Here is a 26,555-nt window from a genome sequence, read left to right as displayed (position 1 = left end):
CGGGATGTCATTACAGGCCTGTAGTGACAAGCAAACTAAGCCGACGTTACGGAGCTGTCAAGAGAGTGTTTCCTGGGCCACACGAGCTGGGCAATGCAGGATAATCTTCACGACAGGTTCGACAACCTGTCACGACAGGCTGCCGGGCATGGCATGCTTCCAGAAGCTTGCCTCCAAGGAGGGGACCCGTGACGATCACCTATCCGCGCCTCAACCGCGACGGGGCGGAACCGCTGTGGATGCAGCTCATGCGGGCCTTACGGGCGGAGATCGACAGCGGCGAGCTGGGCCCGGACCAGCCACTTCCGTCCGAGGCCGAGCTGAGCGACATGTTCAGCGTGTCCCGCACCGTCGTACGCGAAGCCCTGCGGGAACTCGTGCAGCAGCGCCTCATCTACAAGATCAAAGGGCGCGGCGCCTTCGTCTCACCGCGCAAGACGGAGCTGCGGTTCGTCGGAACGACGTCCGGCTCGGCCGACGATCTGCGGGAGTCCGGACGCCGGGTGACCACGCAGACCATCCACCAGTCGCTGGGCCAGGCGGACGAGCGGGAGGCCGCCCTCCTCCGGATCCCGCGCGGCGAGGAGGTCGTCCGGCTGCGCCGGCTCCGCTGCGTGGACGGCCAGCCGTGGCTGCTCGTCGACACCGCGCTGCCCGCCCGCCTGGTCCCCGGCCTGGAGCGCGCCGTCCTGGAGAACCAGTCCCTGTACGACGTGCTGCGGCGGCGGTACGGCATCGAGCCGGCGGCCGCGGACCGCTGGATCGAGGCGGTCTTCCCCGACTCCGAGGACGCGGCGCTGCTGGAGGTCTCCACCTCGACGCCGCTGCTCGGCATCGAGTCGGTCGCCTGGCTGGACGACAACACCCGGTTCGAGGCGTACTACGCGCTGCACCGCAGCGACCAGACCCGGTTCTACGTCGGCATCCGGTGAGGGGCGTTCGGCCGGGTCACTCCACCTCCACCCAGCCGAGCGCCCGCTCCACGGCCTTCTTCCACCCGGCGTAGCCCTCCGCGCGCTGCTCGTCCGTCCAGGTCGGCAGCCAGCGGCGGGCCTCGTGCCAGTTCTTCCTCAGGTCCTCGGTCGAGCTCCAGAAGCCCACGGCCAGCCCCGCGGCGTACGCGGCTCCGAGCGCGGTGGTCTCGGCCACGACCGGCTTGGACACCGGCACGCCGAGGATGTCCGCCTGGAGCTGCATGCACAGGTTGTTGGCGGTCACGCCCCCGTCCACGCGCAGCACGTCGAGGGCCACCCCCGAGTCACGCTCCATCGCCTCGACGATGTCGCGCGTCTGGTAGCAGATCGCCTCCAGGGCGGCGCGCGCGATGTGCGCGTTCGTGTTGAAGCGGGACAGCCCGACGATCACGCCGCGCGCGTCCGAACGCCAGTACGGCGCGAAGAGGCCGGAGAAGGCGGGCACGAAGTAGACGCCTCCGTTGTCGCTCACCTGCCGGGCCAGCGCCTCGCTCTGCGCCGCCCCCGAGATGATGCCGAGCTGGTCGCGCAGCCACTGCACGGCCGAGCCGGTCACCGCGATCGACCCCTCCAGCGCGTACACCGGCGGCTCGGCGCCGAAACGGTAGCCGACCGTGGTGAGCAGGCCGTGCCGCGACCGCACCGGGTCCCCGCCGGTGTTGAGCAGCAGGAAGTTGCCCGTGCCGTAGGTGTTCTTGGCCTCGCCGGGATCGAAGCAGACCTGGCCCACGGTCGCCGCCTGCTGGTCGCCGAGGTCGCCGGACAGCGGCACCTCCCCGGCGAGCGGCCCCCAGCGCCGGGTCATGCCGTACGCGTCCGGGTTGGACGACGGGAGGATGCGCGGCAGCATCTCGCGCGGCACGCCGAAGAACGACAGGAGCTCCTCGTCCCAGTCCAGCGTCTCCAGATCCATCAGCATCGTGCGGCTGGCGTTCGTGGGGTCGGTGACGTGCGCGCCGCCGTCGGTCCCGCCGGTGAGGTTCCACAGCAACCAGGTGTCGGCGGTGCCGAAGATCGCCTCACCCGACCGGGCGTCCTCGCGCACGCCCTCGACGTTCTCCAGGATCCACTGGATCTTCGCGCCGGAGAAGTACGTCGCCGGGGGCAGCCCGGCCCGGCGCCGGATCACGTCACCCCTGCCGTCGCGGTCCAGCGCGGCCGCGATGCGGTCGGTCCGGGTGTCCTGCCACACGATCGCGTTGTAGTACGGCCGCCCCGTCCGCCGGTTCCAGACCAGCGTCGTCTCCCGCTGGTTGGTCACCCCGAGCGCCGCGAGGTCGGACGCGGCCAGCCGCGCGCCGCGCAGCGCCGTCTCGATCACCGCCCGGGTACGCTCCCAGATCTCCGTCGGGTTGTGCTCCACCCATCCGGCGCGCGGGAGGATCTGCTGGTGTTCGAGCTGGTGCCGGGCGATCTCGTTCCCACCCCGATCGAAGATCATGAACCGGGTGCTCGTGGTGCCCTGATCGACCGCTCCGACGAAGTCCGCCATGGCATGTCACCCCCTCTGCCGCACGCCTCACCAGGTCAGATGCCCTCGTTCTCGGTGGGGACACGGCCCACCTCCTGCCCCGGCACCGGCAGGAACCGGGCGATCAGGAGCCGGTAGAGGCCCGCACCCACCACGCCGCCGATGAGCGGGGCCACGATCGGCACCCAGAAATAGAGCTCCCCGTACTGGTCCCGCCATGCCGTCGCGTACCCGGTGATGAACGACGCGAGGCGCGGGCCGAAGTCGCGCGCCGGGTTGATGGCGTAGCCCGCGTTGGCGCCCCACGCCATGCCGATCGCCACCACGATCAGCCCGATGACGACCGGGAACAGGTTCGCCCCCGGCGCGACGTTCAGCTCGTCCACCACGGCGAAGATCAGGAACAGCAGGATCGCGGTGCCGATCACCTGGTCGCGGAACGCGCCCCACAGAGGCACCGGCAGCGACCCGTTGCCCGGCAGGGTCGAGAACACGAACTGCGTCTTGAGCGTGCGGCCCGGATCGACCGCGGCCAGCACCTCGTCGTAGTTCCACCGCACGAGCAGCGCGGCGACGAACGCGCCCAGCGTCTGGGCCGCCGTGTACGGCAGCACCTTGCGCCAGGCGAAGCCCTTGAACACCGCGAACGCGAGGGTGACGGCCGGGTTGAGGTGCGCGCCGCTGATCCGCGCCGCCGTGTAGACGCCGAACGTGACGCCGAGCCCCCACGCCCACGCGATGCTGTCGTGGTTCCCGAGACCGGCGGCGACGACCTGCGCGACGACGCCCGTGCCGAACAGGATCAGGATCAGCGTGCCCGCGAACTCCGCGGCCAGCTCCGCGGCCAGCCTCGGGGCCTTCGCGTGTGCAGCCACGTCTTCCCCTCCGGTCGCGGCGGCCCCGGCGCCCTTGCCCTCTACTGATCTCCGCGTACGGACCGGCGGACACGGCCCACCACCTCAAGAGTCCGTCCATATGGCATAAAAGTGAGAGACAAGAGACTCGGGAGCTCATGGGCACGGACGGACCCTTCTGGCGGGCCATCGCGGTGTACCGCGTCGCCTCGCTCGCGTACGCCGCGCTGCTGCTCGCGGCCTCGGGAGACTACCGGCGACCCGCCCTCGGGTGGCTCATCCTCGGCGTGATGGCGCTCTGGACGGCGGGGGCGACGGCGGCCTACCGCGTCGCGCGCGGCCGGGCGCTGCTGCTGATCGACCTGCTCGTCACAGTGGGCTGCCTGCTCGCCTCGCCGTACGCGCAGGGGCCCGAGGCCGAGCTCGGTGGCGTCGTGCCGATCACGGCGACCTGGATCGGCGGCCCCGTGCTGGCCTGGGCGGTGCACGGAGGACGCCGCGCCGGCGTCGCGGCCGGGGTCCTGCTGTCGACCGCCGACCTGTGGGTGCGCGGCCTGCGCGGCTTCGACCTCCTCGTCCCCCTCAACGGGTCGGCGCTGCTGATCCTGGCCGGGGCCGTCGTCGGCCACGTCGCCCGGCTCACCGAGCAGGCCGAGCGGCGGCTCCAGCGGGCGGTGGAGATGGAGGCGGCCGGCCGGGAGCGGGAGCGGCTCGCCCGCGGCATCCACGACTCCGTCCTCCAGGTACTGGCCCTCGTACAGCGCCGCGGTCTGGAGATCGGCGGCGAGGCCGCCGAACTGGGACGGCTCGCCGGAGAGCAGGAGGCGGCGCTGCGCGAGCTGATCCGGGCCGACCCGTCCCCCGCCGGCGGCGCGGGATTCTCCGACGTCGGCGTCCTGCTGCGCCGGCTCGGCTCCGCCTCGGTGACCGTGGCCACGCCCGCGACACCGCTGCTCCTGCCCGCGAGATCGGCCGAGGAGGTCGTGGCCGCGGTCGCCGCCGCCCTGGACAACGTGCGCCGGCACTGCGGCGAGGGCGCCCTGGCCTGGGTCCTCGCGGAAGGGGACGGCGGCTCCGTCACCGTGACCGTACGCGACGACGGCCCCGGCATCCCCGCCGGGCGCCTGGCCGAGGCGGAGGCCGCCGGCCGGCTCGGCGTCGCCCAGTCCATCCGCGGCCGGATCGCCGCCCTCGGCGGCGCGGTGGACGTCTGCTCCGTCCCCGGCCAGGGCACCGAGGTCGAACTGACCGTGCCCACGGCCTCCACGGGCCCCGCCCGGCCGTCCTACAGTTACGGTCGTGAACGGTCTGCGGGTGATGGTGGTGGACGACCACCCGATGTGGCGCGACGCCATCGCCCGCGATCTCAGCGAGGCCGGCTGCGACATCGTGGCGACCGCGGGTGAGGGACGCCAGGCGCTCCGGGTCGCGGCGGCCGTACGCCCTGACGTGGTCGTCCTCGACCTGCGGCTGCCCGACCTGTCCGGGGTCGAGGTGGCCCGCGGGCTGGCCGCCTCCGCGCACCCGCCGCACGTGCTCGTGCTGTCGGCGAGCGGCGAACAGGACGACGTCCTCGACGCGGTGAAGGCGGGCGCCTCCGGCTACCTGATCAAGTCCGCGAGCCGCGAGGAGTTCCTCCAGGCCGTACGGCGCACCGCCGAGGGCGACGCCGTGTTCACCCCGGGCCTCGCCGGGCTCGTCCTCGGCGAGTACCGCAGGCTCGCCGCGCAGCCGCCGCCCGACGACGGCCCCCGGCTCACCGACCGCGAGACCGAGGTGCTGCGCCTGGTCGCCAAGGGGCTCTCGTACAGGCAGATCGCCGAACGGCTGGTGCTCTCCCACCGCACCGTGCAGAACCACGTGCAGAACACGCTGAGCAAGCTGCGGCTGCACAACCGGGTCGAACTGGTCCGTTACGCGATCGAGCGCGGGCTGGACGAGGAATGAGAGCCCGAGGTCACACGCCGTCCACCTTGTACGGGTCGTGCTCGGACAGGAGCTTCTCCAGGCGCGCCTGGTCCACCCGGCTGTGCATGTTGCCGAGCTCCTGCCGGTCGCGCACGCACTTGGCGAGCGCGAACGCCGTCGTCACCGTGTACATCACCCCGACCCCCAGGAACGCCCGCACCCACGGGCTGACCGGCAGGTACGCGACGCCGACCGCGACACTGGTGAGCGCGATCCCGAACGAGATGACGCACTGGGTGTAGTAGGCGGCCGTCATCGTGGGCTGGATGGGCTTGGTCTTCATGCCTCCGATGGTCCGCCCCGCCCCGGCCTCCGCGCCTGAGTACGGCTACCCGACTCCGTCTGAGTACTGCACCCGGGCGTGGGTCGTTCCCGGCCTTCGCCTTGGGGAGACGGCTGGATATCGTGTCCGATGTGTCAGGACCCCGTACCCCCATGCCCGCCGCCGACCTGGCCCGGACGGTCGTGTTCGCCGCCTTCATCGCGGTGCTCGGCATCTTCCCGGGTTTTTACGTCGGAACCTCCGGCGTGCCCATCGTGCTGCAGAACGCCGGCCCGCTGCTGGCGGGGGCCGTCCTGGGCGCGCGGCGTGGCACCGCGTCGGTCGTGCTGCTGCTCGCGCTGACCGCGATCGGCCTGCCGCTGCTGTCCGGCGGGCGCGCGGGGATCGGCCCCTTCCTCGGCCCGAGCGGCGGTTTCCTGCTGGGCTGGATCCTGTCGGCGCTGGTCGTCGGCCTGATCGTGGAGCGCGCGGCGCGTCCCCGGCTGCCGGTGCTGTTCGCGGCGGGCGCCGCCGGGCTCGCCGCCGACTACCTGATCGGCGTTCCGTTCCTCGGCCTCTACACCGGCGACCTGCCCGCGGCCGCGACGCAGTCGCTGGTCTTCCTGCCGGGCGACGTGGCCAAGGCCGTGACGGTGGCGCTGATCGCCGCCACCCTGCACCGTGCCCTGCCCGGACAGCTGGCCGGATCGGCGAAGCGGGCCCGATGACCCTCGCCACGCCTCCGGTCCTCGGCCCGGCCCGGGTCCCGTACGCGCTGCTCGCCCGGGCGCACGGGGCCGCGCGGCTGCTGGCCGGGCGCGGGGTCGGCGCGGGCGCGCGGATCGCCGTCGACGTGGCGGACCCGTGGGACGCGCTGGCGTGGTTCCTCGGCGCGGACCTGCTCGGCGCCGCCACGCTGATGGTCGAGCCGGCGTGGACGCCGCGCGAGCGCGCGGCGGTACTCGCCGACGCCCGCCCGCACCTCGTGGTCACCGGCACGCCGTCCCCGGCCGCCCACGGGATCACGCCCGCCGGGGACGACGACACCTTCTTCTACCTGCCGACGACCTCCGGCAGCAGCTCCCGGCCCAAGGTGCTCATCCGGACCCGCGGGTCGTGGCTGCGCAGCTTCGCCGCGCTCGGCCGTCTTCCCGGGCCCGTGCTGATCCCCGGGCCGCTCAGCTCGTCGCTGTTCCTGTTCGGCGCGCTGCACGCGCTGTGGTGCGGCCACGAACTGCGGCTTTCGCCGCGCTGGGACCCGGAGGCCGCCGCCGGGGCCGCCCGCGACGCCGCCGCCGTCCATCTGGTCCCGGCCATGCTGGCCGGGCTGCTCGCCGTACTCGACCGGCGGCCGGACCTGCGGGCGGCCTGCACGCTGCGCACGGTCGTCTGCGGCGGAGCGCACCTCGGCGCCGAGACGCGGGAGCGGTTCGCCCGGCTGCTGCCGGACACCGAGCTGATCGAGTACTACGGCTCCGCCGAGCACTCCCTGATCGCGATCCGCCGCGGCGACGACGGCCTGCGCCCGGTCCCCGGCGTACGGCTCGACATCCGCGACGGACTGCTGTGGGTGAACTCGCCCCTGGCGTACGGCGGCCGCCTCCGCGACGGCGGGCTCGAACCGGACGGCGCCGGATGGTCCACCGTGGGCGACCGGGTCGAACTGGACCCGTCCGGCTGCCTCGTGGTGCGCGGCCGGGCCGGGGCGGTCGTGTCCAGCGGCGGCCGGCTCGTGTCCGCCGAGGAGGTCGAGGCGGTGCTGCGCGGCGTCCCCGGGGTGACGGACGTGCTCGTCACCGGCACCCCGCACCCGGCGCTCGGCGCGATCGTCACCGCCGTCGTCGAGGTCGGCGCGGACGCGCGCCCGGCCCTGCGTGACCTGCGCGCCGCCGCCCGGACCGCGCTCGAACCGGGCAAACGCCCGCGCCGCTGGCTGGCGACGCGCGCGCTCCCCCGCACGCCGTCCGGCAAGCCGGCCCGCGCCGCGATCACCCGTCAGTTGCGGGACGGCACCCTCCCGGCCGAGCCGCTGCGATGAACGACGACCTCACCCCCGTGGTCGTCGCGGCGCGGCGCACCCCGATCGGCAACGCGGACGGCGCGCTGCGCCGGTACGCCGCCGACGAGCTGGCCGCTCCGGTGCTGCGCGCCGTGCTCGACGACGCCGGCTTGGACAGCGTGGACGACGTCGTCCTCGGCAACGTCTTCGGTCCCGGCGGCAACCCGGCCAGGATGGCGGCCCTGCGCGCCGGGCTGGGCGAGGGCGTCCCCGGGATGACTGTGGACCGGCAGTGCGCCAGCGGGCTCGCCGCGATCGTCCTCGCCGCCGCGATGATCCGCGCCGGGGAGGGGCGGGCGTACCTCGCCGGGGGCGTGGAGAGCGCCTCCACCGCGCCGATCCGGGCGTGGCGTCCCGCGTCCCCCGGCGAGCCGCCGCGCCCCTACGCGCGGGCGCCGTTCGCCCCGGCCGAGATCGGCGACCCGGACATGGGCCCGGCCGCCGACCTGGTGGCCGCCGAGGCGGGCGTCTCGCGCGAGCGGCAGGACGCCTTCGCCGCGCGCAGCCACGCCAGGGCCGTCGCGGCCGTACGGGACGGCCGGTTCGCGGCCGAGCTGGTCCCGATCGGCGGCGTCGAGCAGGATGAGCGGCCCCGCGCCGGGTTCACGGTGGAGCGCCTCGCCCGGTTCCGGCCCGCGTTCACCCCCGGCGGCACCGCGACGGCGGCCAACTCGTGCGGCATCAACGACGGAGCCGCCGCCGTGCTCGTGGTGAGCGAGACGCTCCGCCGCCGGCTCGGACTGCCCGGCCTGCGGCTGACCGCCTCGGCGACCTCGGCCGTCGATCCGAACCGGCTCGGCCTGGGCGCGGTCCCGGCCATGAAGACGGTGCTCGGCCGCACGCCGGACGTCGTCGAGTTCAACGAGGCCTTCGCCGGACAGACGCTCGCCTGCCTGGACGCCGCCGGCATCGACGAGCACACGGTCAGCCCCGACGGCGGCGCGATCGCGCTCGGCCACCCGTGGGGCGCGTCCGGCGCGGTGCTCGTGGTGCGGCTGTTCGCCACCCTGGTCCGGGTACGCGGCGCGGGCCGCGGCCTGTCCGCGCTGTCGGCGGGCGGAGGCGTCGGCGTGGCCGCGATGTGGGAGGCGGTGCGGTGATCGAGTTCGAGGACGTCGGGCACCGCTACGGCGAGCGGGTCGTGCTGTCCGGCGTGGACCTGCGCCTGGCCGAGCGGCGGGTGGCGTTCGTCGGCGCGAACGGCTCCGGCAAGTCCACGCTGGCCCGCATGATCAACGGCCTGGTCCTGCCGGCCTCCGGACGCGTCCTGGTGGACGGACTCGACCCGGCCCGCCAGGGCCGCGAGGTGCGGCGGCGGGTCGGGTTCGTCTTCACCAACCCCGACAGCCAGATCGTGATGCCCACGGCGGGCGAGGACGTGGCGTTCTCGCTGCGCCGCTCCGGGCTCTCCCGCCGGGAGCGCGCCGAGCGGGCGGCCGAGGTGCTGGCCGAGTACGGCCTGGCCGGCTACGCCGACCATCCCGCCCACCAGCTCTCCGGCGGCCAGAAGCAGCTGCTCGCGCTGTGCGCCATGCTCGCGCTCGACCCCGCCGTGCTCGTCTGCGACGAGCCGACGACGCTGCTCGACCTGCGCAACAAGCGGCGGTTCGCCGAGATGCTGACCGGTCTGCGGCAGCAGGTCGTGATGGTGACCCACGATCTCGACCTGCTCGACGGCTTCGACCGCGTCGTCGTGCTCGACGGCGGCCGGGTCGTCGCGGACGACGAGCCGGGGCCGGCGCTGCGCCACTACCGCGCGCTCGTGACATGACGGCGGGCGGATGGTACGAGCCCGGGTCGAGCCCGGTGCACCGCGTGCCGGCCGGCTGGAAGTTCGCCGCCCTGCTCGCCCTGGCGGCGGCGGTGTTCGCGCTGCGCTCCCCCGTCTGGCTCGGCGGGATCTGCGCCGCCGTCGTCCTCGCGTACGGCGTGGCACGGGTCTCCCTCCGGCGCTGCGCGGGGGTGGCCCGCTCGCTCGGGGTGCTGGCGGCGTTCGTGTTCGCGGTGCAGTGGTGGCTGCTCGGCGCGGATCGGGCGCTGGTGGTGTGCCTGCGCGTCGTGACCGCCCTGGCCGCGGCGAACCTGTTCACGATCACCACCAGGATCGACGACGTGGTGGCCGCGGTCGAGGGCGGGCTCGGGCCGCTGCGGCGGTTCGGGGTCCGGCCGGACCGGATCGGCCTGATCGTCGGCCTCACCCTGCAGGCGGTGGCCGCGCTGTCCGCGATCGCCGCCGAGGTGCGGGAGGCCGCCAGGGCGCGGGGCGCGCAGCGGTCGGTCACCGCGTTCGCCGTACCGTTCCTGGTCCGGACGCTGCGGCACGCGGACGAGCTGGGCGAGGCCCTGGCCGCCCGCGGGGAGGGCGACCGCTGACGTCGCGGACGGATGTGTCTCACCCGCGCAGCGTCCGCCAGATCACGGCCGGGCGGGCCAGCGCCGACGGCGGATCGATCAGCCCGGTCACCCGGGTGAAGGCCTCCGCGACCCGCCAGTCCCGCGCGGCCGCCCGCCGCATCCTGCCGAGGTAGGCGTTGAGGACGCGGCTCGCCACGGTCTTCTGGTTCCCGGCCTCCCGCAGGGCCAGATCCGCCCCGGTCGAGAGCTGCCACGGCGGGTCGAGCGCCTTCGCGACGGCGGCGAAGTACCGGCCGGCCAGGGCCCGGGTCCCCTCGCGCAGACAGTCGCGCAGCGCGAGCGCGTCCAGCGCCCCCACCGACATGCCCTGGCCGTAGATCGGGTTGAAGTGGCAGATCGCGTCCCCGGTGACCAGGAGCCCCTTCGGGAACCGGCCCAGCCGCTCATACCTGCGCCGGACGCTCGTCGGCATCCTGGCCACGCCGATCTCACCCAGCGCCTCGCCATCGCGTACGGCCGCGGCCACGTCGGGCGGGAGCACCTCGTCGACCCAGGCGAGGAAGTCCTCGGGGTCGGCCGGCGGGCGGACGCCGGCACTGCCGCCCAGCGTCACCAGCCAGCGGCCGCCCTCCACCTCGCAGAGGGCCGCGCCCTTGAGCGTTTCGGGGGACGTGCCGACGAGGACCATGCGGTCGCCCTCCACCGCCCCGTCGGGAAATCGCACGTACCGGGTGGCGTAGGCGACCTCGACCCGGATCGTGTCTTCCTCCGGGCGGTCGAACCCCAGCGCCTCCAGCCAGGCGGGGGTGCGCCCGCCCCGGCCCATCGCGTCGATCACGAGGTCGGCGGACAGTTCCCGCTCCCCGTCCGGCCCGGCGACGCTCGCCCCGACGACCTCGTCTCCCCTGGCCAGCACGCCGGTGACCTGGACGCCGTCCTCGATCGCCACGCGGTCCAGCGCCCGTACCCGCCGCAGGAGGTGCCCCTCCAGGAAGGGCCGGGTCGCCGACACCCCGATGTCCCCGGCCGGCGCGCGGGCGAACTCGAGCCCACCCATGATCATGCGAACCTGCGCCGCCGCGTACGGCACGGCGCCCGCCGCGAGCAGCTCCCCGGTCACGCCGGGAAACAGTTCCTCCATGATCTGGAGGCCTCTGGCGAGCAGGGAGTGGGCGTGAAAGCCCTGTGGCACGCCTCTGCGCGGCCCATCTCCGTCCAGCGCGTCCCGCTCGACCAGCGTCACCCGGTCGTAGAAATCGGTCAGCACCCGGGCGGCGAGCAGCCCGCTGATTCCCGCTCCCAAGACGATGGCATGGTCACCGGCCCGTGGCGTCATGAAACGGATCTTGCCGGAAAAATCACCAAAGATCGAGATTTGACCGGACGACGATCTCAAGATCCGTAATCATCAGATCAGGGACAGGTAGACGGAGCCCCGAAAGGAAGCCTCCATAAAGGGGATTTCCACCCACCGGAAATCCCCATTGTCAACTGTCACTGGTCGGTCGAGAACTGCCAGGCCCACGATGGCAGGGAACGAATAACGAAAGCCCAGGCCGGGATGCCCGACCTGGGCTTTCGACAGGTGCGCCGCCAGGGGGTCGAACCCTGCCTCCAATTAAGAGTCAGCGGTTCTTCCGGCTGCCAGCGGAGCTGTGGGGGAACGGAGGCCGATCACTCCGCTCCCCCACCACGCGCCTACTTCAGCCTGATGGTCGTGAGGTGGCTGCTGCCGTCATCGAGCTTCAGTTCGAACTGGCGGCAGGAGTCGGACCAACCGCGGTCGGTCTTCCACACGTAGTTGTACTGGCCGTCGTCGTAGCCGAGCTTGGAGTTCCCGGGACCGCTGGTCGGCTCGGCCGGACCGGTCGCCTTCCCGGTGTCGCAGGTCACCGGCCGGGAGACCGGGTAGCCGGACGCGATCACATCGGTGCCACGGTCACCGCCGAGGCCGAACTTGATCGGCACGGCGCTGCCGGCCTTGCCGTCCATCGTCTCGGGGAAGTAGGCCTGCCAGGGGTAGACGACCTGGTAGGTCGCCTTCTGGTCGGCGACGTTGCCCGCGTTGTCGGCGGCCTTCACGGTGAACTCGTGGAAGCCGACGGCGGAGGTGTCGAGCGGACTGCCGTCGGGCACGGTGCCGGTGCACGTGGCCACCCCGGACAGGGTGTCATCGCACCGGTACGACGCGGTCGCCGCCGTCCCGAGAGTGAAGACCGCGCCATCGGCGGGCGTGGTGAGGGAGATCGTCGGCTTGGTGAAATCGACGGTCATCTTCACGGCTCGGTCACCGGCGATCGACACGGCGCGCTCGGTCGCCGTCCGGCCCTCGACGGTGGTGGTGAAGTCGCAGGTGGCATGCGGGAGCACCGCCTGCAGCCGGCCGTCGGCCCCGGTCGTGCCCAGGTCGCGCGGGCCGTTGCCGCAGTCGGCCCGCACCGGCGCGCCCGCCACCGGCTGGTCGGCGTCCGAGGTCGCGGACACCGTCACCGCGTTCAGCGCGTTGTGCGCCACCGCACCGCCCACGACATCAAGGGTGATCTGCAGCCGCTCGGGGCTGATGTTGTCCATCGTGTCCGTGGGCTTGTGGTACTCCGGCTCCGTGACGTACGTCCCGCCGGTCGGACCGCAGACAGCCGGCGGGGCCGGCGGCCGGTAGTCGAGCCAGATGAACAGCGACGACGGGATGCCCACGTCGTAGAACGCCTGGTGGTCGCTCTGCCCGAGCCTGCAGTTGCGCAGTCCGTCGAACCCGGCGCGCGCGGCCGCGTCGTACGCCTCCTGGACCACGAAGTTCGACTGGCCGTTCGGGGTCAGCGCCCACAGCCGGGCCGGCTCGTACGGCGTACCGACCATGTCCATCTGCCACTCGCCGACGAACCGGGCCTTCTCCGCCGCGGTCAGCGTGTTGACGTACGCCCGCGCGCCGAGCAGGCCGCCCTCCTCACCGCCGAAACCGCCGATCCGCAGTTCCTTGTCCAGCGGATACTGGCTGAGCACCCGGGCGACCTCCAGGGAGACGCCGTTGCCCGAAGCGTCGTCGTGAGCACCGGGCGCGCCCAGCACCGAGTCGATGTGCGCACCGACCATGACGATCGGCGCGGTGGTGCCGGTCGGGTCCCCGACCGCGTGCCGGATGCCGATCACGTTGGTGCCCATCGGGTTCGCGTACTGGTTCGTCGCGATCCGCAGCGTCAACGGGCCCTTGTCCAGGAGACCCCTGATCCAGGTGTAGTGCGCGCTGCCGCCACCGATCACCGGGATCCCGGGCTGGGACGTGGTGAGAGTGAACGACGGCGGCGCGGAGTTGCCGGTCGGGTAGGCCAGGATGACCGCGCTCGCCCCCCGGTCCGCCGCGTTGGCCACCGCGGTGTTCCGGATCGAGGCGGTGCTGTTGTAGTCCATCAGCACGATCTTGCCCGCGGTGTCGGCGGGGAAGTCCGCCGCGGACTGGCCGGTCCCGGCGTAGACGACGGGCCCTTCCACGCCGGCGTCGCCGGTGAACTTGCCGCTGGCGGAGGCGTACATCTGCCAGTTCGGTCCACCGGGCAGGTCGGCGTTCGGGGACGTGACCTTCGCTACTTGCTTGGTCGAGACCGGGCCCCACTGCTGGTAGGTCACCTCGAAGCCGTAGGACTTGAGGAGGCCGCCGATGTACTCCGCGCCCTCCCTCTCCTGCGGGGTGCCGTTCAGCCGGGGGCCGATGTCCACGGCCAGGTGCCGGATATGGCTGACGGAGTTGGCCGAGTCGAACTGGTCGACGATCTCGCGGTCATAGCCCGTCAGCGACGCGTTCTTCGCAGCGGGCGCGTCGGCCGACACGTCCGCGCTGGAAGCGCCGGACGCGCCGGACGCGCCCTGAGCCTGAACGCCACCGACGGCGGCGGACACGGTCCCGAAGGCCAGTGCCGCAGCCAGGCCGCCGGCGATGGTAAGTCGTCTGAGGAGTGGGGGGTGATTGAGCGAACTCCTCACGGAGAACCTCCTGGTACTGGCGGACACAGAGGTCCGCGTGGCGTCCCCGCCTGTCGGATCACGAAGGCGGGGACAGGTTCGCGATTAGTATCAGGCAGGCAAAGAAAGGGTCAAGAGGTCCTATAGCGCCCGACAAGTCCAGACCCGGCCCGATCCGCCAAACGCAGGCGATTGAGGTGAAGGGCGAGGGTCGACGACCGCAGGCCGCTTCCCACACAGTGATCACGTGCGATGCGACGAACCGGCGTGCGTCGGAGTGTCCCTCGCATCCCGCCGCGCTCAGATGAGGCTCGGGGCCGAAACGCTCACGGCGTAGCTCCGGCCGAGAAACCCGCTGTCTTCTGGTCGAACTCGTCACGCAGGATGGAGAAGAGGAGCTGGTCGTGCCAGCGCCCTCCCCGCCATTGGGCGCGCCGGACGATGCCCTCCAGCCGGAATCCGATCTTCTCCAGGCAGCGGACCTCCGCCCTGTTCTCCGGATCGGTGGTCGCCTGGACGCGTTCCACCCTGGTGTGCGTGAACAGGTATCGAACGAGTTCCCGCTGGGCCCAGGTGCCGATGCCTCGACCTCGCGAGTCCGGCAGCAGGCCGATCGCGATCTCCCAGCACAGCGACGTGTCACGGCGCCCCCAGCGCCGCTCCAGCCACTCCACCCGTCCGGCGAGTTTCCCGTTCACCGTGACGGCGAGCATGTTGTCCGCTCCCGCCAGAAGCCCGCGGGTGCGCAGGGCCTCCCGCAGTGCCGTCGTCGGGGTGAATCCGAACCACTGGTACGGGGTCGCGCCGCTCTCGCTCTGGAAGGCGAGATCGAAGGCGTCCAGGTCTGCTTCCGTGACAGGGCGAAATTCCAGGTGACTGAGCATTCGTGCCAATCTTCCATAGTTGGTGCGTTCGGTACGGGATAGCCAGGCGAAGGCGCTGATCAAGAGTCTCGAGACATATACCGGCAGCCCATCGACACCGATCTTCGACGATCTCGGGCCGCCGGGGAGCGTGGCCGTCGCCTCAAGGGGCCGGAGCCCGCTCTCGATGCCTTTGCGCAGGAGACCCCCGGCCGAAGCCTCCAATGATCAGGCAAGCAGCGTTGCTCCGCCCCCTTGAATTCGTGCGGTACACGGGGTGTGGGGCATCGGCGAGTTGATCACTAAATAAAGAAAGCCCAGATCAGTGACGCTGACCTGGGCTTTCGACAGGCGCACCGCCAGGGGCTCGAATCCCGGACCCGCTGATTGAAAGTCAGCGGTTCACCCTGCCGCACTGCGCCGACCGCTACCACACCGCGCCATTTGATGCCGTTTGTACGGCTGTCGCCTGCTTTGACCGTCGCTCAATACCGGCCCATGATGCCCCGTTCCGCAGCGTCCGAGCAACCACCGAGTAACCGAACCGGGAATACACCGACCGATCTCCTTGGCACTGCTGACGTGCGGACTCGGTGTCCCAGCGGTCAGGGGGCCGTGGCCGGTTCCGACCCCCCGGCCGACCCTCCTGATCGAAATTCGTTATCCCAGGTCATCCAGATGTTCATTAACGTTGCCGAACAATGGTGAGACAGGCGAGCGAGGGAGGACTGGTGGCGCGCAACCCGAATCCGGGAGAGGGCCCCGTCGTCGAATTCGCCGACCGGCTGCGCAAATTACGCGGACAGTTGAGTTCACTGAACGATCTTGATGTCAACAGCCCTTCCGCTACGAGCACGGGTTCGTCGTCGGCACCAAGGCGTAGGTTCCAGCTCAAGGAACGGGTGCGTCCGGCTCTCACCCCGATCCGGCCGCTCCCGAGTTCGCCAGAGTGTGGAGTTCGAGTGCGGCACCGGCCTGACCGATCCGCAGCGTGGCGGCGTGCGAGCGTTGCTGGACCAGTTGCGCTGCTGGCCGGCGGATTCCGGCATATCCGGCGAGCGCGACCGGAGCCGGAAGGTCAGGCAACGTGAGCAGTTCGGAAAGTACAGCGGCATCTTGTAGGCCCACTCCCGCGCCCTGGCCCAGTCGTGGACTCATGGCGTGCGCTGCGTCGCCTGCGAGCGCGATCCGGCCGGCGGCCCACTTATCGGTCACGACTTGGTTGATGTTGGCGTAGAAACCGACGGGCTCGGTGCGCATGGCCTTGACGAGACTGGCCAGCGGACCCCGTAGGTCGCCGTAACCCTCGGCCAGTTCGGTGAGCGTGCGGTCGCGGTTGTTGTCCGGTTCACCGGGCAGGAACACGACGCCGTGCAGTGTCGTGCCACCGTTCAGGACGAAAAGGCCCAGACGGCCATCACTGGTCATGGCGGCGAGGTCGAGGCCACCGGTGTTAGGGACTTGGAAGCGCACCACGGCACTGCCCGCGTAGGTGGGATCCGGACCGCCGAAGACGGTGCGCCGGGTCCAGGAGTTGATGCCGTCGGCGCCGACGACCGCGTCGAACTCGCCGCTGGTGCCGTCGCTGAACGCGACCTCGACGTGCGGGCCACTGTCGTTGATCGTGACCGCTGTGATCCCGGTGCGCACCAGGTCGCCGACGGGTCCCCAGAGCCACAGCTGCAGCTCGGAACGGGTCGTCACGACCCCGTCCATGGCGGTGATTCGGACCGGGACGGAGGTGTTCGGGTCGAACATGATGGTTCGGGCGAGCGGATCCGCGGTCAGATCCCGCAGCACCAAGCCCAGGTGCCGCAGGGCTTCGAGATGCCTGTCGGTCAGGCTGATCGCCCAGCCGGCTTCGGTGATGACCGGCGCCTGCTCGACGACGGTGACCTCGATGTCGCCGGCGCGGCGGAGCCCGTTGGCCAAGGCCAGACCGGTGAGTCCAGCTCCGATGATCAGGACGCGGCGGGTCATGCGATCGCCATCCCGCCGTCGATCGCGATCACCTGGCCAGTGACCCACTCCGCAGCGGGGTCGACGAGCGCGACGATCCAACGGGCGACTTCGTCCGCGGTGCCGCGCCGCTTGAGCGGGAGCGACGCCGCCTCCAGCGCGGCGATCTCGGCAACCTTGTCCGGCGGTAGCACTGTCGAAAGGATCGGGGTGTCGGTGGGTCCGGGAGCGACCGCGTTGACGCGGATGCCCTGGCCGGCCAGCTCGCCTGCCCATGACCGAGTCAGGTAGTCCAGGGCGGCCTTGGACGCACCATAGAAGACTGACCGTGACTGGGGACGCTGCGCGACCGCGCTGCTGACGTTCACGATGCTGCCGCCGGAGACCGACAGGTGCTTGACCGCGGCGCCGACCAGATAGGACGGCCCGAAGACGTTGATCGAGAACAAGTGGTTCAAGGCGTCGTGGGTGGGGTTGGTGGTCGATATGGGGTTGAGTGCGCCAGCGTTGTTGATCAGCGCGTCGAGTCGGCCGTGCGTGTCGATGGCCGAGTCGACGAGCCGGCGGGCCTGGGTGTCATCGGCGACGTCCACGACCTGGTAGCTGATCGCCGGATGCTCGGCGGCGAGATCGGCGAGTGGTGCTTCCCGACGCCCGGCAACGATCACCTGCCAGCCCGCGTCGGCGAGCTGGATGGCCGTCGCGCGGCCGATGCCGGTGCCACCACCCGTGATCAGGGCCACCCGACCGGTGTTGTCCGCAGTCATGGTCAAGCTCCTCACCCGATAAAACGAATGATCTTTCGCTTTAATTGATACTCGCCACCAGCACACGCGTCAAGGCGAAAGATCGTTCTATATTGGGGTATGCCCCAGGTCACGCCCGAGTACCTCGCCCAACGACGTGCGTCGATCCTTGACGCCGCCGCTCACTGCTTCGCGGCCAAAGGCTTCCACGCCACGTCGATGCCGGATATCTGCAGCCAGGCTGGGATGTCTGCGGGTGGGGTCTACCGCTACTTCGCCAGCAAGGAGGAACTCATCGAGGAACTGGCCGACACTGTGATGGTCCCGGTGCTCCACGTGTTGCGTGCGGCGCTCGACGCAAACCCAGTGCCGCAACCGGCCGAGGTCATCGATTTGATCCACGACACGCTACTGGTCGACAGCCCACCCCTACCCAGCGCCGCGCTCATGCTTCAGGTGTGGTGCGAGGTCGTCCGCAACCCCCGCGTCCACGAGTCCCAGCGCCGCTATATGAGCGAACTCCTCGACGTCCTGAGCGGTTTCACCCGCCGATGGGCCCAGCTCGACGACGCCTCGGCACGGGCCGCAGCGAGTGCGCTGGTGGCGATGAGCATGGGCACGTTCTTGATGCAGAACGTCCTGGAGGCGGACCTGAAGAAGACGTCGACCCGGAAACTCATCGAAGCACTCAACCCCATCGTCCGCTCGGGCTAGATCCACAAACGGGCTACCGACTGCACCAGCTACAACGCCACCATGCCGCCCCTGTACACCGACATGCTCTTCGGCATGAACAACCCCCGTCACGGCCAACGCCTACATCAAGCTGCCCTCGGGCGAGGAGAAGAAGGTGACCACAGACACGACGGCGGGCTGACGCGCATCCTCCGCGGCCGCGAGCCGGCCCGCGTGATCCCCCGCCGGGCGCCTCCCGCTCGGAGTCGTGGCCGGGCGGCGCTTACCCGACGGCGGCGCAGCCGATGACGTCCTTGACGACGCGACCGCCCACAGCGACGAACGGGGGGTCCAGCAGCGCGTCGACGCCGGACCGCGGGTCGGCGTCGACCGCGATCAGGTCGGCCAGGTATCCCGGCTTGACCGCGCCCGCCTTCTCCAGCCCGGCGGCGCGCATCCCGGCTTCCGTGGCCGCCGCCAGCGCCTGCCGTACGGACAGGCCCGAGGCGACGAGGCCGCGCAGGCCGTCGACGACCCCGCCGACGTGCGGGTGGCGGGGGATGCCCGAGTCGGTCCCGGCGAGGATCGGCACCCCCGCGGCGTGGAGCTGGGCCACCCAGCCGCCCCTGACGTCGAGGGAGATGGGATGGGTGTGCGCGCCCGCGAGCCCCAGCGTCGGGCAGACCCCGGTCCCGGCGCTCACCAGGTCGCGGACCACGGTCGCGTCGTAGCCGTCCCCGCCCTCGGAGGAGATGAACGTCGCGTGCTCGATCGAGTCGACCCCAGCGGCGGCGGCCGCCCGGACGCCCACCGTCGACAGGGCGTGCGCGGCGACGGTGACCCCGTTCCGGTGTGCCTCGTCGACGATCGCCGCGAGGGCCGCCTCGGACACCTCGAACCGCAGCGGGTCCGTACCGGGGGTCATCCGTCCGCCGGTGACCATGACTTTGACGAGGTCGGCCCCGGACTCGATCTCCTCCTGCACGGCGGCCCGAGCACGCTCGGGCCCGTCGACCTCGTTACCCATGAACCAGCAGTGCCCGTTGGGCCGGGTCAGCGGCCGGCCGGCGACCATCAGGCGAGGGCCCGGCGTCGTCCCGCTCCGGATCTCATCGCGGATCCGCGCGGAGAGTCCGCGCGGCGCCCCGAGGTCCCTGGCGAAGGTGACTCCGCTCTCCACCAGCTGCCGCGCGGACAGCCGCATCCCGTCGAGCCGCGCCTGCTCGTCCCTGGCGAGCATGCTCGCCACCGGGTCGTTCCCCGCGTCGAAGGCCAGGTGCACGTGCGCGTCCATCAGTCCGGGAAACAGGACGCGCCGGCCGAGGTCCACGACCGCGGCCGCCTCGTCGGCCGGCGCGTCGACGGTCGGCCCGACCCAGACGATCCGGTCGTCTTCCACCAGGACGGTCGCGTCGTCGACGGCTTCGTCGGCGAGCACGTCCGTGATCACGGTGGCCGCCCTGAACACGATCCTCATGTGGTTCTCTGCTCCCCTTCGATTCCGCCTTCGCGGTATCCCAAGCTCTGTGAAACGGCCGTCGCGGTGTCCTGGACGGCGGCGGACAGGCTGGCCAGCCGCCGCTCGTCCACCGCCCGCTCCAGCACCGTCACGCAAACGCAGTACCGAACCGATCCCTCGGTGTCCCAGACCGGGGCCGACACGCCGACCGTGTGCGGCGTGATCTCCCCCTCACTGATCCAGACCCCTTCGGCCCTGATCCGGTCGAGCATGTCGTGGATGACCGCCGGGTCGGTCGGCGTCCGGTCGGTGTAGCGCGGTTGCGGCGCGGCGAGAACCTCCTGGATGAAGCGCTCGTCCTGGAACGCCAGCAGGGTCTTCCCCGCTCCGGCGTTCAGGCCGATGGTGTCGCCGATCTCCACGGTGACCGCGGTCTCCGCGTTGATGTCCAGTCGCTCGACACAGACGTAGCGGTGGCCCCGGAGCGTGTAGAACAGCACGACCTCCCCCGTCTGCTCGGCCAGCCGGATCAGGTGCCGGCGGGCGGCCGTCCGGGGCGCCCGCCGCCCGGCCGCCCGGCCGAGCGCCACCGCGGCGGAGCCGAGGGAGTACGAACCGCGGGCTTCTGCCTGCTCCAGGAACTGCCGCGCCTCGAGGGACCGGACGATCCGGTGCGTCACCGCCTTGTGCATGCCCAGGTGCTTGGCCAGATCGGAGACACGCCACTCGGCCTGCCCCACGAAGGCCTCAAGCACGGTCAGCACCCGGTCCACGCCCTGCAACGACGCGGGCTTGACAGGTCCCTCCACCACGTCTTCCTCCAACCGCGAGTCAGCTCCGAGGATCATCGCGTCCATTCTCGATCATCGCCGCGAGCTCCCGGACTAGGTCACCGGAGGCCGTCGACGAGCGAGCCGACGTGTTCGATCTCCGACTCGGTGTTGTAGTAGTGCACCGATGCCCGGACGACACTGGTCAGCCCCCGTGACGGCAGGTCCCACTGCGACGACGTGGATTTGGAAACGCTCACGTTGACCCCGTTGTCGGCGAGAGCGCACCTCACGTCATCGGGCGCGACGCCTTCGACGGTGAACGACACGATCCCGCACCGGCTCTGGCCGAGGTCGTGAACCCGGACCCCCTCGATGTCGGCGAGCGTCCGCCGCAGCAGGTCGCCCAGCGCGAGAACGCGGGTCTCGATCGCGTCCATCCCCAGAGCCAGGGCGTAGTCTACGGCCGCTCCCAGGCCGACGACCGCCGCGTAGCTCTTCTCCCACGTCTCGTAACGTCGGGCGTCGGGGTTCATCTCGTACGCGGTGGGTGACGTCCACACCGCGGAGCCGTTGTCCAGTACGGCCGGCTCGAACGCGTCCATGGCGTCCTCCCGCACGTACAGGAAGCCGGTGCCGCGCGGCCCCCGCAGGTACTTGCGGCCCGTTCCGGTCAGCACGTCGCACCTGAGCTCGCGGACATCGAGGTTCAGCTGCCCGACGGACTGGCAGGCGTCAAGCAGGAACGGCACCCCGGCGGACTCGGCCAGCGCGCCGACCGCCGCCGCCGGGTTGATCAGGCCGCCCTGTGTCGGGATGTGCGTCATCGACACGAGCTTGACGCGGCCGTCGCCCAGTTCCCTCTCAAGCTGGGCGAGGTCGATCTGCCCGCTGGGATCGTTGCCGATGGCCGTGGTCTCGACGCCGAAGCGCTTCGCCTGCTGCAGGTAGGCGATCGCGTTGCTTCCGTACTCCGCCTGGCAGGTGAGAATCCGGTCCCCGGGCGTGAACCGCATGCCGTAGAACACCATGTCCCAGGCGCGCGTCGCGTTGTCGGCCAGCGCGATCTCCGACGGCCTCGCGCCGATCAGGGAGGCGAGCGAGGTGTAGGTCGCCGCGATCTGCTCGGACCGGTCCCTCTGGACCTCGTATCCGCCCAGCGACGCCTCGTTGCGCAGGTAGTCCGTCATCGTGTCGACCACGCCCCTGGGGGGCAGGGAGCAGCCGGCGTTGTTCAGATGGACGAGATCCCGGCACCCCGGGGTCTCGTCACGTACCCGCTCGACGTCGATGCGGTTGTCCACTGTTGTGTCAGCCTCGTTTCAGAAATTCTCGGGCCCGCGCCGTACGCGGATCGGTGAGCACGGTGTCCGGGTGGCCTTCCTCGACGATGACGCCTTCGTCCATGAAGCACACGTGATCGGCGACGTCGCGGGCGAAGCCCATCTCATGGGTGACGACGATCATCGTCATCCCCTCGGCCGCGAGGTCGCGCATGACCGAGAGCACCTCGCCCACGAGCTCGGGGTCCAGCGCGGACGTCGGCTCGTCGAAGAGCATGACCTTGGGCTTCATCGCCAGGGCCCGGGCGATGGCGACGCGCTGCTGCTGCCCGCCCGACAGCTCGTTGGGGTAGTGATCGGCGCGCGCGGCGAGGCCCACCTGGTCCAGCAGTCCCATGGCCAGGTCGCGGGTCCGCTCCTTGTCGGCGCGGTTGACGCGGAGCGGCCCGGACATGACGTTCTCCAGCGCGGTCATGTGCGGGAAGAGGTTGAAGCGTTGGAAGACCATGCCGATCTGGCGGCGCTGGTCGGCGATCTCCTTCTCCGGCAGCGGGACCACGTGGTCCCCGTCGATCCGCAGGCCGATCAGCTCGCCGTCGACCCAGACCTCGCCCTCGTCCGCCGGCTGCAACCCGTTGATGCAGCGGAGCAGGGTGGACTTGCCCGAGCCGGAGGGGCCGATCAGGCAGCTGACCGATCCCCTGGACACCGAATAGTCGACTCCCTTGAGGACGTGCACGGAGTCGAACCGCTTCTGGATCCCCCTCAGGGCGATCATGGGAGTCTCCACTAGGCCTCCTTGAGCGCGACGGCGTCGCTCGTCCCGGTCGCGGCCTGCGGGCGCGACCTCGGCACGTAGCCCTTCGAGTACCTGCGCTCCAGCAGCGACTGGACGTAGCTGAGGAGCGAGGTGAGCAGGAGATACCAGAAGGCCGCGACGATGAGGAGCGGGATCGTCTGGTAGTTCAGCGCGTAGACGACCTGGGCACTGTGCAGGAGATCCGCCAGGCCGATGACGCTGACCAGCGCGGTGTTCTTGAACGTGGTCACCAGCTGGTTGGCGGTGGGCGGGATGATGGTGCGCACGGCCTGCGGCAGGATGATCCCGAAGACCTTGCTCGGCCGCATGCCGAGCGCCTGAGCCGCTTCGTACTGGCCTCGGTCGACTCCCAGCAGGCCGCCGCGCACGATCTCGGCCATGTACGCGCCCTCGTTCAGCGACAGCGCGAGCACCGCGGCGGTCCATGGCGTGACGAGGGCGTTGGCGTCGATGCCCGCCAGCGTCGGGCCGAACGGCACGCCCAGCGAGATCCGCGGGAAGAGGGCCGCGATGTTGAACCAGAAGATGACCTGGATCAGCAGCGGCGTGCCGCGGAAGAACCAGATGTAGGCCCACGCGCCCCGGGCGACGAACGTGTTCGTGGACGTCCGCATGACCGCCAGGATCACGCCCAGGACGGACCCGACGACCATCACGACCGCGGTCAGCTCCAGCGTCAGCAGGAGCCCGTCGAGAATGACGGCGCTGAAGAGGTACTGCCCGACGACCGGCCAGCCGAAGTTCGGGTTGGTCAGGACCACGTCGGCCAGCGCGAGCGCCAGGAAGAGCATCACGGCGATGACGACGTACCGCCATGGGCTTCTCTTGGGATTCCGGCGGGGCCTCAGACCGGGCCCTTCGGTGACGTTCATGGGTTCGATCACCTAGCCCTTGAGCTGGCCGAGCTCGGCGGCCGGAAGAGCGTAGCCGGGCATCCCCCACTTCTCATAGATCTTGTTGTATTCGGGGAGCCCGTGGAGCACCTCCATCGCCTTGACGACCGCCGGTGTCAGCTCGGAGCCCTTGACGACGGCCATCCCGCCGGTCGAGGTCAGGTTGGACTCGTCCTGCAGCACCTCGAACTTGGTGTCCTGCGTCTTCTGCGCGTAGCCCAGGACCGGGCCGTCGGCCATGACCGCGTCGATGCGGCCGCTCGACAGGGCCAGCAGCACCTGGCTCTGGTCCGGCAGTTCGACGGGCTTGATGGCCGGCTGGCCCTGGCTTGTGCACGCCTCCTCGCTGAGCTTCGGCAGCCGGGTCGTGGCCTGGAAGGATCCGACGCCGACGCCCACCTGGAGGCCGCAGAGCGTCTTCGAGCTGAGGCCCTTCGGATTGCCCGCGGGTACGGCGATCGCGGAGCCGCCCTTGGTGAAGGCGACCATGTCGAGGACCTCGAGCCGCTCCGGGCTCGGTGACATGGAGGCCACGGCCATGTCGTACTTCTTCGACTGCAGTCCGGGGATGATGCCGTCGAGCGGGATGGACACGAGCGTCGGCTCGACCCCCATCGTCCTGGCGAGCGCGCGCCCGATGTCGGCGTTCAGTCCCAGGCTCGTCTTCCCGTCGGGAGAGATGAACGACGTGGGCGGAGCGCCCGCGGTGAGAACAATCGTGATCTTCTTCGACTGCTTCAGCTCTGCGGGAAGCAGGGCCTCGACCTCCGGGTTCGGCTGGATCTGCGGGAAGGTGTCGGCCTGTTCGAAGGCCGCTCCGCCGCTCTTCCCCTGATCACTCTGAGGGGTATCGGTGGGCGTCGAGCAGCTGACGAGCGCGACTGCGGACACCAACGTCGCCGCGGCAACCTTCACCCTCTTCACGGGCGTTCACATCCCTCAGACAGTCTCTTTGAGAGAGACAACGTTTCGCGGAGGGAGACGCTATTGGAGCCGGCTCGGCATGGTCAAGAGCTCTGCCGCACACTGGGGCGAAAGCGGCTGATCCGGTACATCCGCGACTGCCGGACTCACCCGGTGCGGACGATCACCGAGGACATGGCCCACCGCCTGGTCGAGGTGCCGGGCGTGACGGGGTGACACTCCGGCCACAGGAATCTCGGCGTCTACTTATGACCGATACATCCTGAGTTACGGGCCTTACGGAACTCCGCGCCTTTTGGGGTGGTCGCCGGTCAAGTAATGGAGAAGGACAAGTTTTATACTTGAAGCGCCCTATTAAGGGACTCTTGATTGCGGGAACTATGAGCCACTTTCGCGCCGCAGGGACTCAGAAGACCTGCTTGCATCGCGTCAACTCGTCGAAGCTCCTGGAATAGAGACTCACGTCCTCATCGAGCGAGTCATACAAGGCTTCCCGCACGTCAGCCACCCCGACGAAAGTCCATGTGACCGTCTCGCCGTACTCGTTGGCATAAGACGTCTCATCCTCTCGTCCTCGTGAATCCGCCGCCGCGCGCGCTTCGCCGAGAGAACAGGCATGAATGAGAACGATGTCCTCGCTGAATCGTGGAGGGGCGTAGCCACCACCGACCTGAGTCGTGAAGACCAGAATCGCGATGTACGGAACTCTGGATCCGCTATTCACAAGCTCGCCTCTCCCTCAGGGTTGGGCGCGGTAGTGGTCGGTGGCCGAGTCGTATGTGGGCCGGCCGTCTTCGCGAGGCGTTCCCGGCATCGGGGGGCGAGGCCTTTCCTGCCGAGGCTTCGCACCCGCGTCACGGTTGGGAAGGCGTTTGAAGGAACGCGCGCACCGTCGCGACCACCTCGGGGCCGGCGTCCTCCAGGAGCGCGTGACCGGCGTCGCGAACGTCCACCAGGCGCGATCCCGGCATCACGTCGCGATAATCGTTCGCCGCGGACATCGGGATGTAGTCGCAACCGCCACGCAGGATCAGGGTCCGCACCGACCCGAGGCCGGGCACCTCGGCCCGGGTGACACCGTCGAGGCCAGGATGCTGTTGCGGTACCTGACCGGCGTAGAATCCCAGGCCGGACGGCTTCGCGGACCGGCTGCGGCGGTCGCAGAACGTCGCCGGTTCGGACGCGGCGAACAGCTCGGCGAACCGCGCGTCCATCTCCGCGTCCGAGGCGAACCAGCGCGCGACATCCGGGTCCGCGCCGACCAGCATGTAGACGAACAGGTTTCTGGGTTTGACCGCCAGTCCGTACGCGTATGCCTTCTGGGGCAGGGTCAACCGGCTCTGCGGCAGTCCGGGTCGCAGCGGGCGGCCCTGCCAGGGAAAGAAGCCCGGCGACATGAGCACGAGTTCCGCGACCCGGTCCGGGTGCTCGGCGGCGTACACGGTCGCCACCTGAGCCCCCCACGAGTAGCCGAGGATCGAGACCTTCGGCATGCCGGTGGCCGCGACGACCGCGACGAGGTCGTCCACGGCTCGCCGTAGAGAGTACTCATGCGGTTCGGAGAGCCTGCTCGAGTCGCCCACCCCGATCTGGTCGTAGATCACGATGTCGCGGTCGACGGCGAGGCCGCTCAGTGCGCGTTCCTCGGCTTCCGTGAAGGGCACCCCGGGCCCGCCGTGCAGAGCCACCAGCGGCGGCCTTTTCTGGACCGTGGCCCGGATCGTACGGACGGCCAACTCGCCGCCGGCCACCCGCAGGCGCGTCGCGCGGTGATCGGGCCGGACATCGGACGTGGACACGCCCGGCCACATGAAGAGACCCAAGGAGACGGCCGTGCTGATGGTGACCAGGCGTGCCGCGTCGACCAGTGGCCGCCGTCCCGCCGAATCGCGGGCTCGGCTGACCCGCCACTTCGCGATCAGGATCGCGGCGGCGCAGCTCACCGACCAGGCGCCGGCGAGCGCGGTCCACGGCTGGTGGAACGACGCGACCAGCACCACGACGCTCGCGACCTGCAGCAGGCACAGCAGCCCGCACAGCATGGCGAACCGTACAAATCTCATCGAGGCCCTGACGCCCGGCGTCGGCGGCGGCCCTCCGGCGCTGTCACGCGGCCTCGTCACCACGTCGCCTCTGCCTCCTGGTGATCCGTACTGCTGTACGCAGAGCGCAGCCTAGCCACGAGAGCCTCCGGCGGTGAAGGCCCGCGCCCCCCGTCAGCGCCTGATCAGTTTCCCCGAGCGTGAAGAGTTGAACGGGCTTGGCT

General features: G+C 70.6%; 25 protein-coding genes. 9 read left to right on the top strand and 16 right to left on the bottom strand.

All coding sequences use genetic code 11. The features are described from left to right. Positions 1-188: 188 nt before the first annotated feature. Entirely contained in the window at positions 189-932 is a 744-nt protein-coding gene (locus AWQ71_RS20860) for a GntR family transcriptional regulator (RefSeq protein ID WP_084259107.1), read from the top strand. Positions 933-948: 16 nt separating this feature from the next. Here the strand turns inward: AWQ71_RS20860 and glpK are convergent, their stop codons facing one another. Beyond that, entirely contained in the window at positions 949-2,466 is a 1,518-nt protein-coding gene (gene glpK / locus AWQ71_RS20855; protein ID WP_067135716.1) for a glycerol kinase GlpK, read from the bottom strand. Between the two features lie 35 nt (positions 2,467-2,501). Beyond that, complete coding sequence (locus AWQ71_RS20850) at positions 2,502-3,320, bottom strand: MIP/aquaporin family protein (RefSeq protein WP_067135714.1); 819 nt, start codon at positions 3,318-3,320, stop codon at positions 2,502-2,504. A gap of 137 nt (positions 3,321-3,457) precedes the next feature. Between AWQ71_RS20850 and macS the strand changes: the two genes are divergently transcribed. Together macS and AWQ71_RS20840 are read left to right on the top strand one after the other, a co-directional pair. Then, positions 3,458-4,705 (top strand): MacS family sensor histidine kinase, encoded by a 1,248-nt coding sequence (gene macS / locus AWQ71_RS20845; RefSeq protein ID WP_084259106.1) that lies wholly within the window; start codon positions 3,458-3,460, stop codon positions 4,703-4,705. Further along, complete coding sequence (locus tag AWQ71_RS20840) at positions 4,617-5,246, top strand: response regulator (RefSeq protein ID WP_067135712.1); 630 nt, start codon at positions 4,617-4,619, stop codon at positions 5,244-5,246. Before macS ends, AWQ71_RS20840 begins: the two co-directional genes overlap by 89 nt. Positions 5,247-5,256: 10 nt before the next feature. Here AWQ71_RS20840 and AWQ71_RS20835 read toward each other — a convergent pair whose 3' ends face one another. Next, a complete protein-coding gene (locus AWQ71_RS20835) occupies positions 5,257-5,550 on the bottom strand; it encodes a YiaA/YiaB family inner membrane protein (protein WP_067135710.1) in 294 nt (97 codons plus the stop codon). A 131-nt stretch (positions 5,551-5,681) separates the two neighbouring features. Here AWQ71_RS20835 and AWQ71_RS20830 point away from each other — a divergent pair, with 131 nt between their 5' ends. The 5 genes from AWQ71_RS20830 to AWQ71_RS20810 are packed head-to-tail and all read left to right on the top strand — an operon-like array spanning position 5,682 to position 9,961. Beyond that, positions 5,682-6,257, top strand: a complete 576-nt coding sequence (locus tag AWQ71_RS20830) for a biotin transporter BioY (RefSeq protein ID WP_218001889.1) — start codon at positions 5,682-5,684, stop codon at positions 6,255-6,257. Further along, the gene (locus AWQ71_RS20825; protein ID WP_067135706.1) at positions 6,254-7,567 is read left to right on the top strand and encodes a class I adenylate-forming enzyme family protein; all 1,314 of its coding nucleotides are present in this window, start codon (positions 6,254-6,256) and stop codon (positions 7,565-7,567) included. The genes AWQ71_RS20830 and AWQ71_RS20825 overlap by 4 nt, the downstream gene beginning before the upstream one ends. Further along, positions 7,564-8,688 carry a thiolase family protein gene (locus AWQ71_RS20820; RefSeq protein WP_067135704.1) on the top strand — a complete coding sequence of 375 codons (1,125 nt, stop codon included), beginning with the start codon at positions 7,564-7,566 and terminating at the stop codon, positions 8,686-8,688. Before AWQ71_RS20825 ends, AWQ71_RS20820 begins: the two co-directional genes overlap by 4 nt. Then, positions 8,685-9,359 (top strand): energy-coupling factor ABC transporter ATP-binding protein, encoded by a 675-nt coding sequence (locus AWQ71_RS20815; protein ID WP_067135968.1) that lies wholly within the window; start codon positions 8,685-8,687, stop codon positions 9,357-9,359. Before AWQ71_RS20820 ends, AWQ71_RS20815 begins: the two co-directional genes overlap by 4 nt. After that, the gene (locus AWQ71_RS20810; RefSeq protein ID WP_067135703.1) at positions 9,356-9,961 is read left to right on the top strand and encodes an energy-coupling factor transporter transmembrane component T family protein; all 606 of its coding nucleotides are present in this window, start codon (positions 9,356-9,358) and stop codon (positions 9,959-9,961) included. Before AWQ71_RS20815 ends, AWQ71_RS20810 begins: the two co-directional genes overlap by 4 nt. Positions 9,962-9,980: 19 nt before the next feature. Here the strand turns inward: AWQ71_RS20810 and AWQ71_RS20805 are convergent, their stop codons facing one another. The 5 genes from AWQ71_RS20805 to AWQ71_RS20780 form a co-directional block, all read right to left on the bottom strand. Continuing rightward, the gene (locus AWQ71_RS20805; protein ID WP_067135701.1) at positions 9,981-11,279 is read right to left on the bottom strand and encodes an FAD-dependent oxidoreductase; all 1,299 of its coding nucleotides are present in this window, start codon (positions 11,277-11,279) and stop codon (positions 9,981-9,983) included. 362 nt (positions 11,280-11,641) lie between these two features. Beyond that, complete coding sequence (locus tag AWQ71_RS20800) at positions 11,642-13,834, bottom strand: PxKF domain-containing protein (protein ID WP_067135700.1); 2,193 nt, start codon at positions 13,832-13,834, stop codon at positions 11,642-11,644. 389 nt (positions 13,835-14,223) lie between these two features. Then, positions 14,224-14,781 (bottom strand): GNAT family N-acetyltransferase, encoded by a 558-nt coding sequence (locus AWQ71_RS20795; protein ID WP_067135698.1) that lies wholly within the window; start codon positions 14,779-14,781, stop codon positions 14,224-14,226. A gap of 894 nt (positions 14,782-15,675) precedes the next feature. Further along, complete coding sequence (locus AWQ71_RS20785; RefSeq protein WP_067135696.1) at positions 15,676-16,740, bottom strand: FAD-dependent oxidoreductase; 1,065 nt, start codon at positions 16,738-16,740, stop codon at positions 15,676-15,678. Next, positions 16,737-17,462, bottom strand: coding sequence for an SDR family NAD(P)-dependent oxidoreductase (locus tag AWQ71_RS20780; protein ID WP_218001888.1), 726 nt, complete (start codon positions 17,460-17,462; stop codon positions 16,737-16,739). The genes AWQ71_RS20785 and AWQ71_RS20780 overlap by 4 nt, the downstream gene beginning before the upstream one ends. Positions 17,463-17,585: 123 nt before the next feature. Between AWQ71_RS20780 and AWQ71_RS20775 the strand changes: the two genes are divergently transcribed. Then, complete coding sequence (locus tag AWQ71_RS20775) at positions 17,586-18,179, top strand: TetR/AcrR family transcriptional regulator (protein ID WP_067135692.1); 594 nt, start codon at positions 17,586-17,588, stop codon at positions 18,177-18,179. 244 nt (positions 18,180-18,423) lie between these two features. Here the strand turns inward: AWQ71_RS20775 and AWQ71_RS20770 are convergent, their stop codons facing one another. The 8 genes from AWQ71_RS20770 to AWQ71_RS20740 all read right to left on the bottom strand — a co-directional run bounded on the left by AWQ71_RS20770 (position 18,424) and on the right by AWQ71_RS20740 (position 26,352). Further along, positions 18,424-19,617, bottom strand: coding sequence for an amidohydrolase family protein (locus tag AWQ71_RS20770; RefSeq protein WP_067135690.1), 1,194 nt, complete (start codon positions 19,615-19,617; stop codon positions 18,424-18,426). Beyond that, on the bottom strand, positions 19,614-20,447 hold the full coding sequence (locus AWQ71_RS20765; protein WP_169806597.1) for an IclR family transcriptional regulator: 834 nt from the start codon (positions 20,445-20,447) through the stop codon (positions 19,614-19,616). Before AWQ71_RS20765 ends, AWQ71_RS20770 begins: the two co-directional genes overlap by 4 nt. Before the next feature lie 41 nt (positions 20,448-20,488). After that, entirely contained in the window at positions 20,489-21,673 is a 1,185-nt protein-coding gene (locus AWQ71_RS20760) for an aminotransferase class V-fold PLP-dependent enzyme (RefSeq protein ID WP_067135686.1), read from the bottom strand. Between the two features lie 7 nt (positions 21,674-21,680). Beyond that, positions 21,681-22,430: an amino acid ABC transporter ATP-binding protein gene (locus tag AWQ71_RS20755; protein ID WP_067135964.1), complete on the bottom strand. Its 750-nt coding sequence runs from the start codon at positions 22,428-22,430 to the stop codon at positions 21,681-21,683. Positions 22,431-22,441: 11 nt separating this feature from the next. Further along, the gene (locus tag AWQ71_RS20750; protein ID WP_067135966.1) at positions 22,442-23,344 is read right to left on the bottom strand and encodes an amino acid ABC transporter permease; all 903 of its coding nucleotides are present in this window, start codon (positions 23,342-23,344) and stop codon (positions 22,442-22,444) included. A 12-nt stretch (positions 23,345-23,356) separates the two neighbouring features. Then, complete coding sequence (locus tag AWQ71_RS20745; RefSeq protein WP_067135684.1) at positions 23,357-24,289, bottom strand: transporter substrate-binding domain-containing protein; 933 nt, start codon at positions 24,287-24,289, stop codon at positions 23,357-23,359. Between the two features lie 406 nt (positions 24,290-24,695). Beyond that, complete coding sequence (locus AWQ71_RS40360; protein ID WP_084259105.1) at positions 24,696-25,013, bottom strand: DUF4288 domain-containing protein; 318 nt, start codon at positions 25,011-25,013, stop codon at positions 24,696-24,698. Between the two features lie 130 nt (positions 25,014-25,143). Next, positions 25,144-26,352: an alpha/beta hydrolase gene (locus tag AWQ71_RS20740; protein WP_157570464.1), complete on the bottom strand. Its 1,209-nt coding sequence runs from the start codon at positions 26,350-26,352 to the stop codon at positions 25,144-25,146. Positions 26,353-26,555 lie beyond the last annotated feature (203 nt).

This window comes from Microtetraspora malaysiensis (genome assembly GCF_001528665.1).
GTDB lineage: Bacteria > Actinomycetota > Actinomycetes > Streptosporangiales > Streptosporangiaceae > Microtetraspora_A > Microtetraspora_A malaysiensis.
The sequence above is the reverse complement of the archived record's forward strand: the minus strand, read 5'-3'. Positions and strand labels throughout refer to the sequence as shown.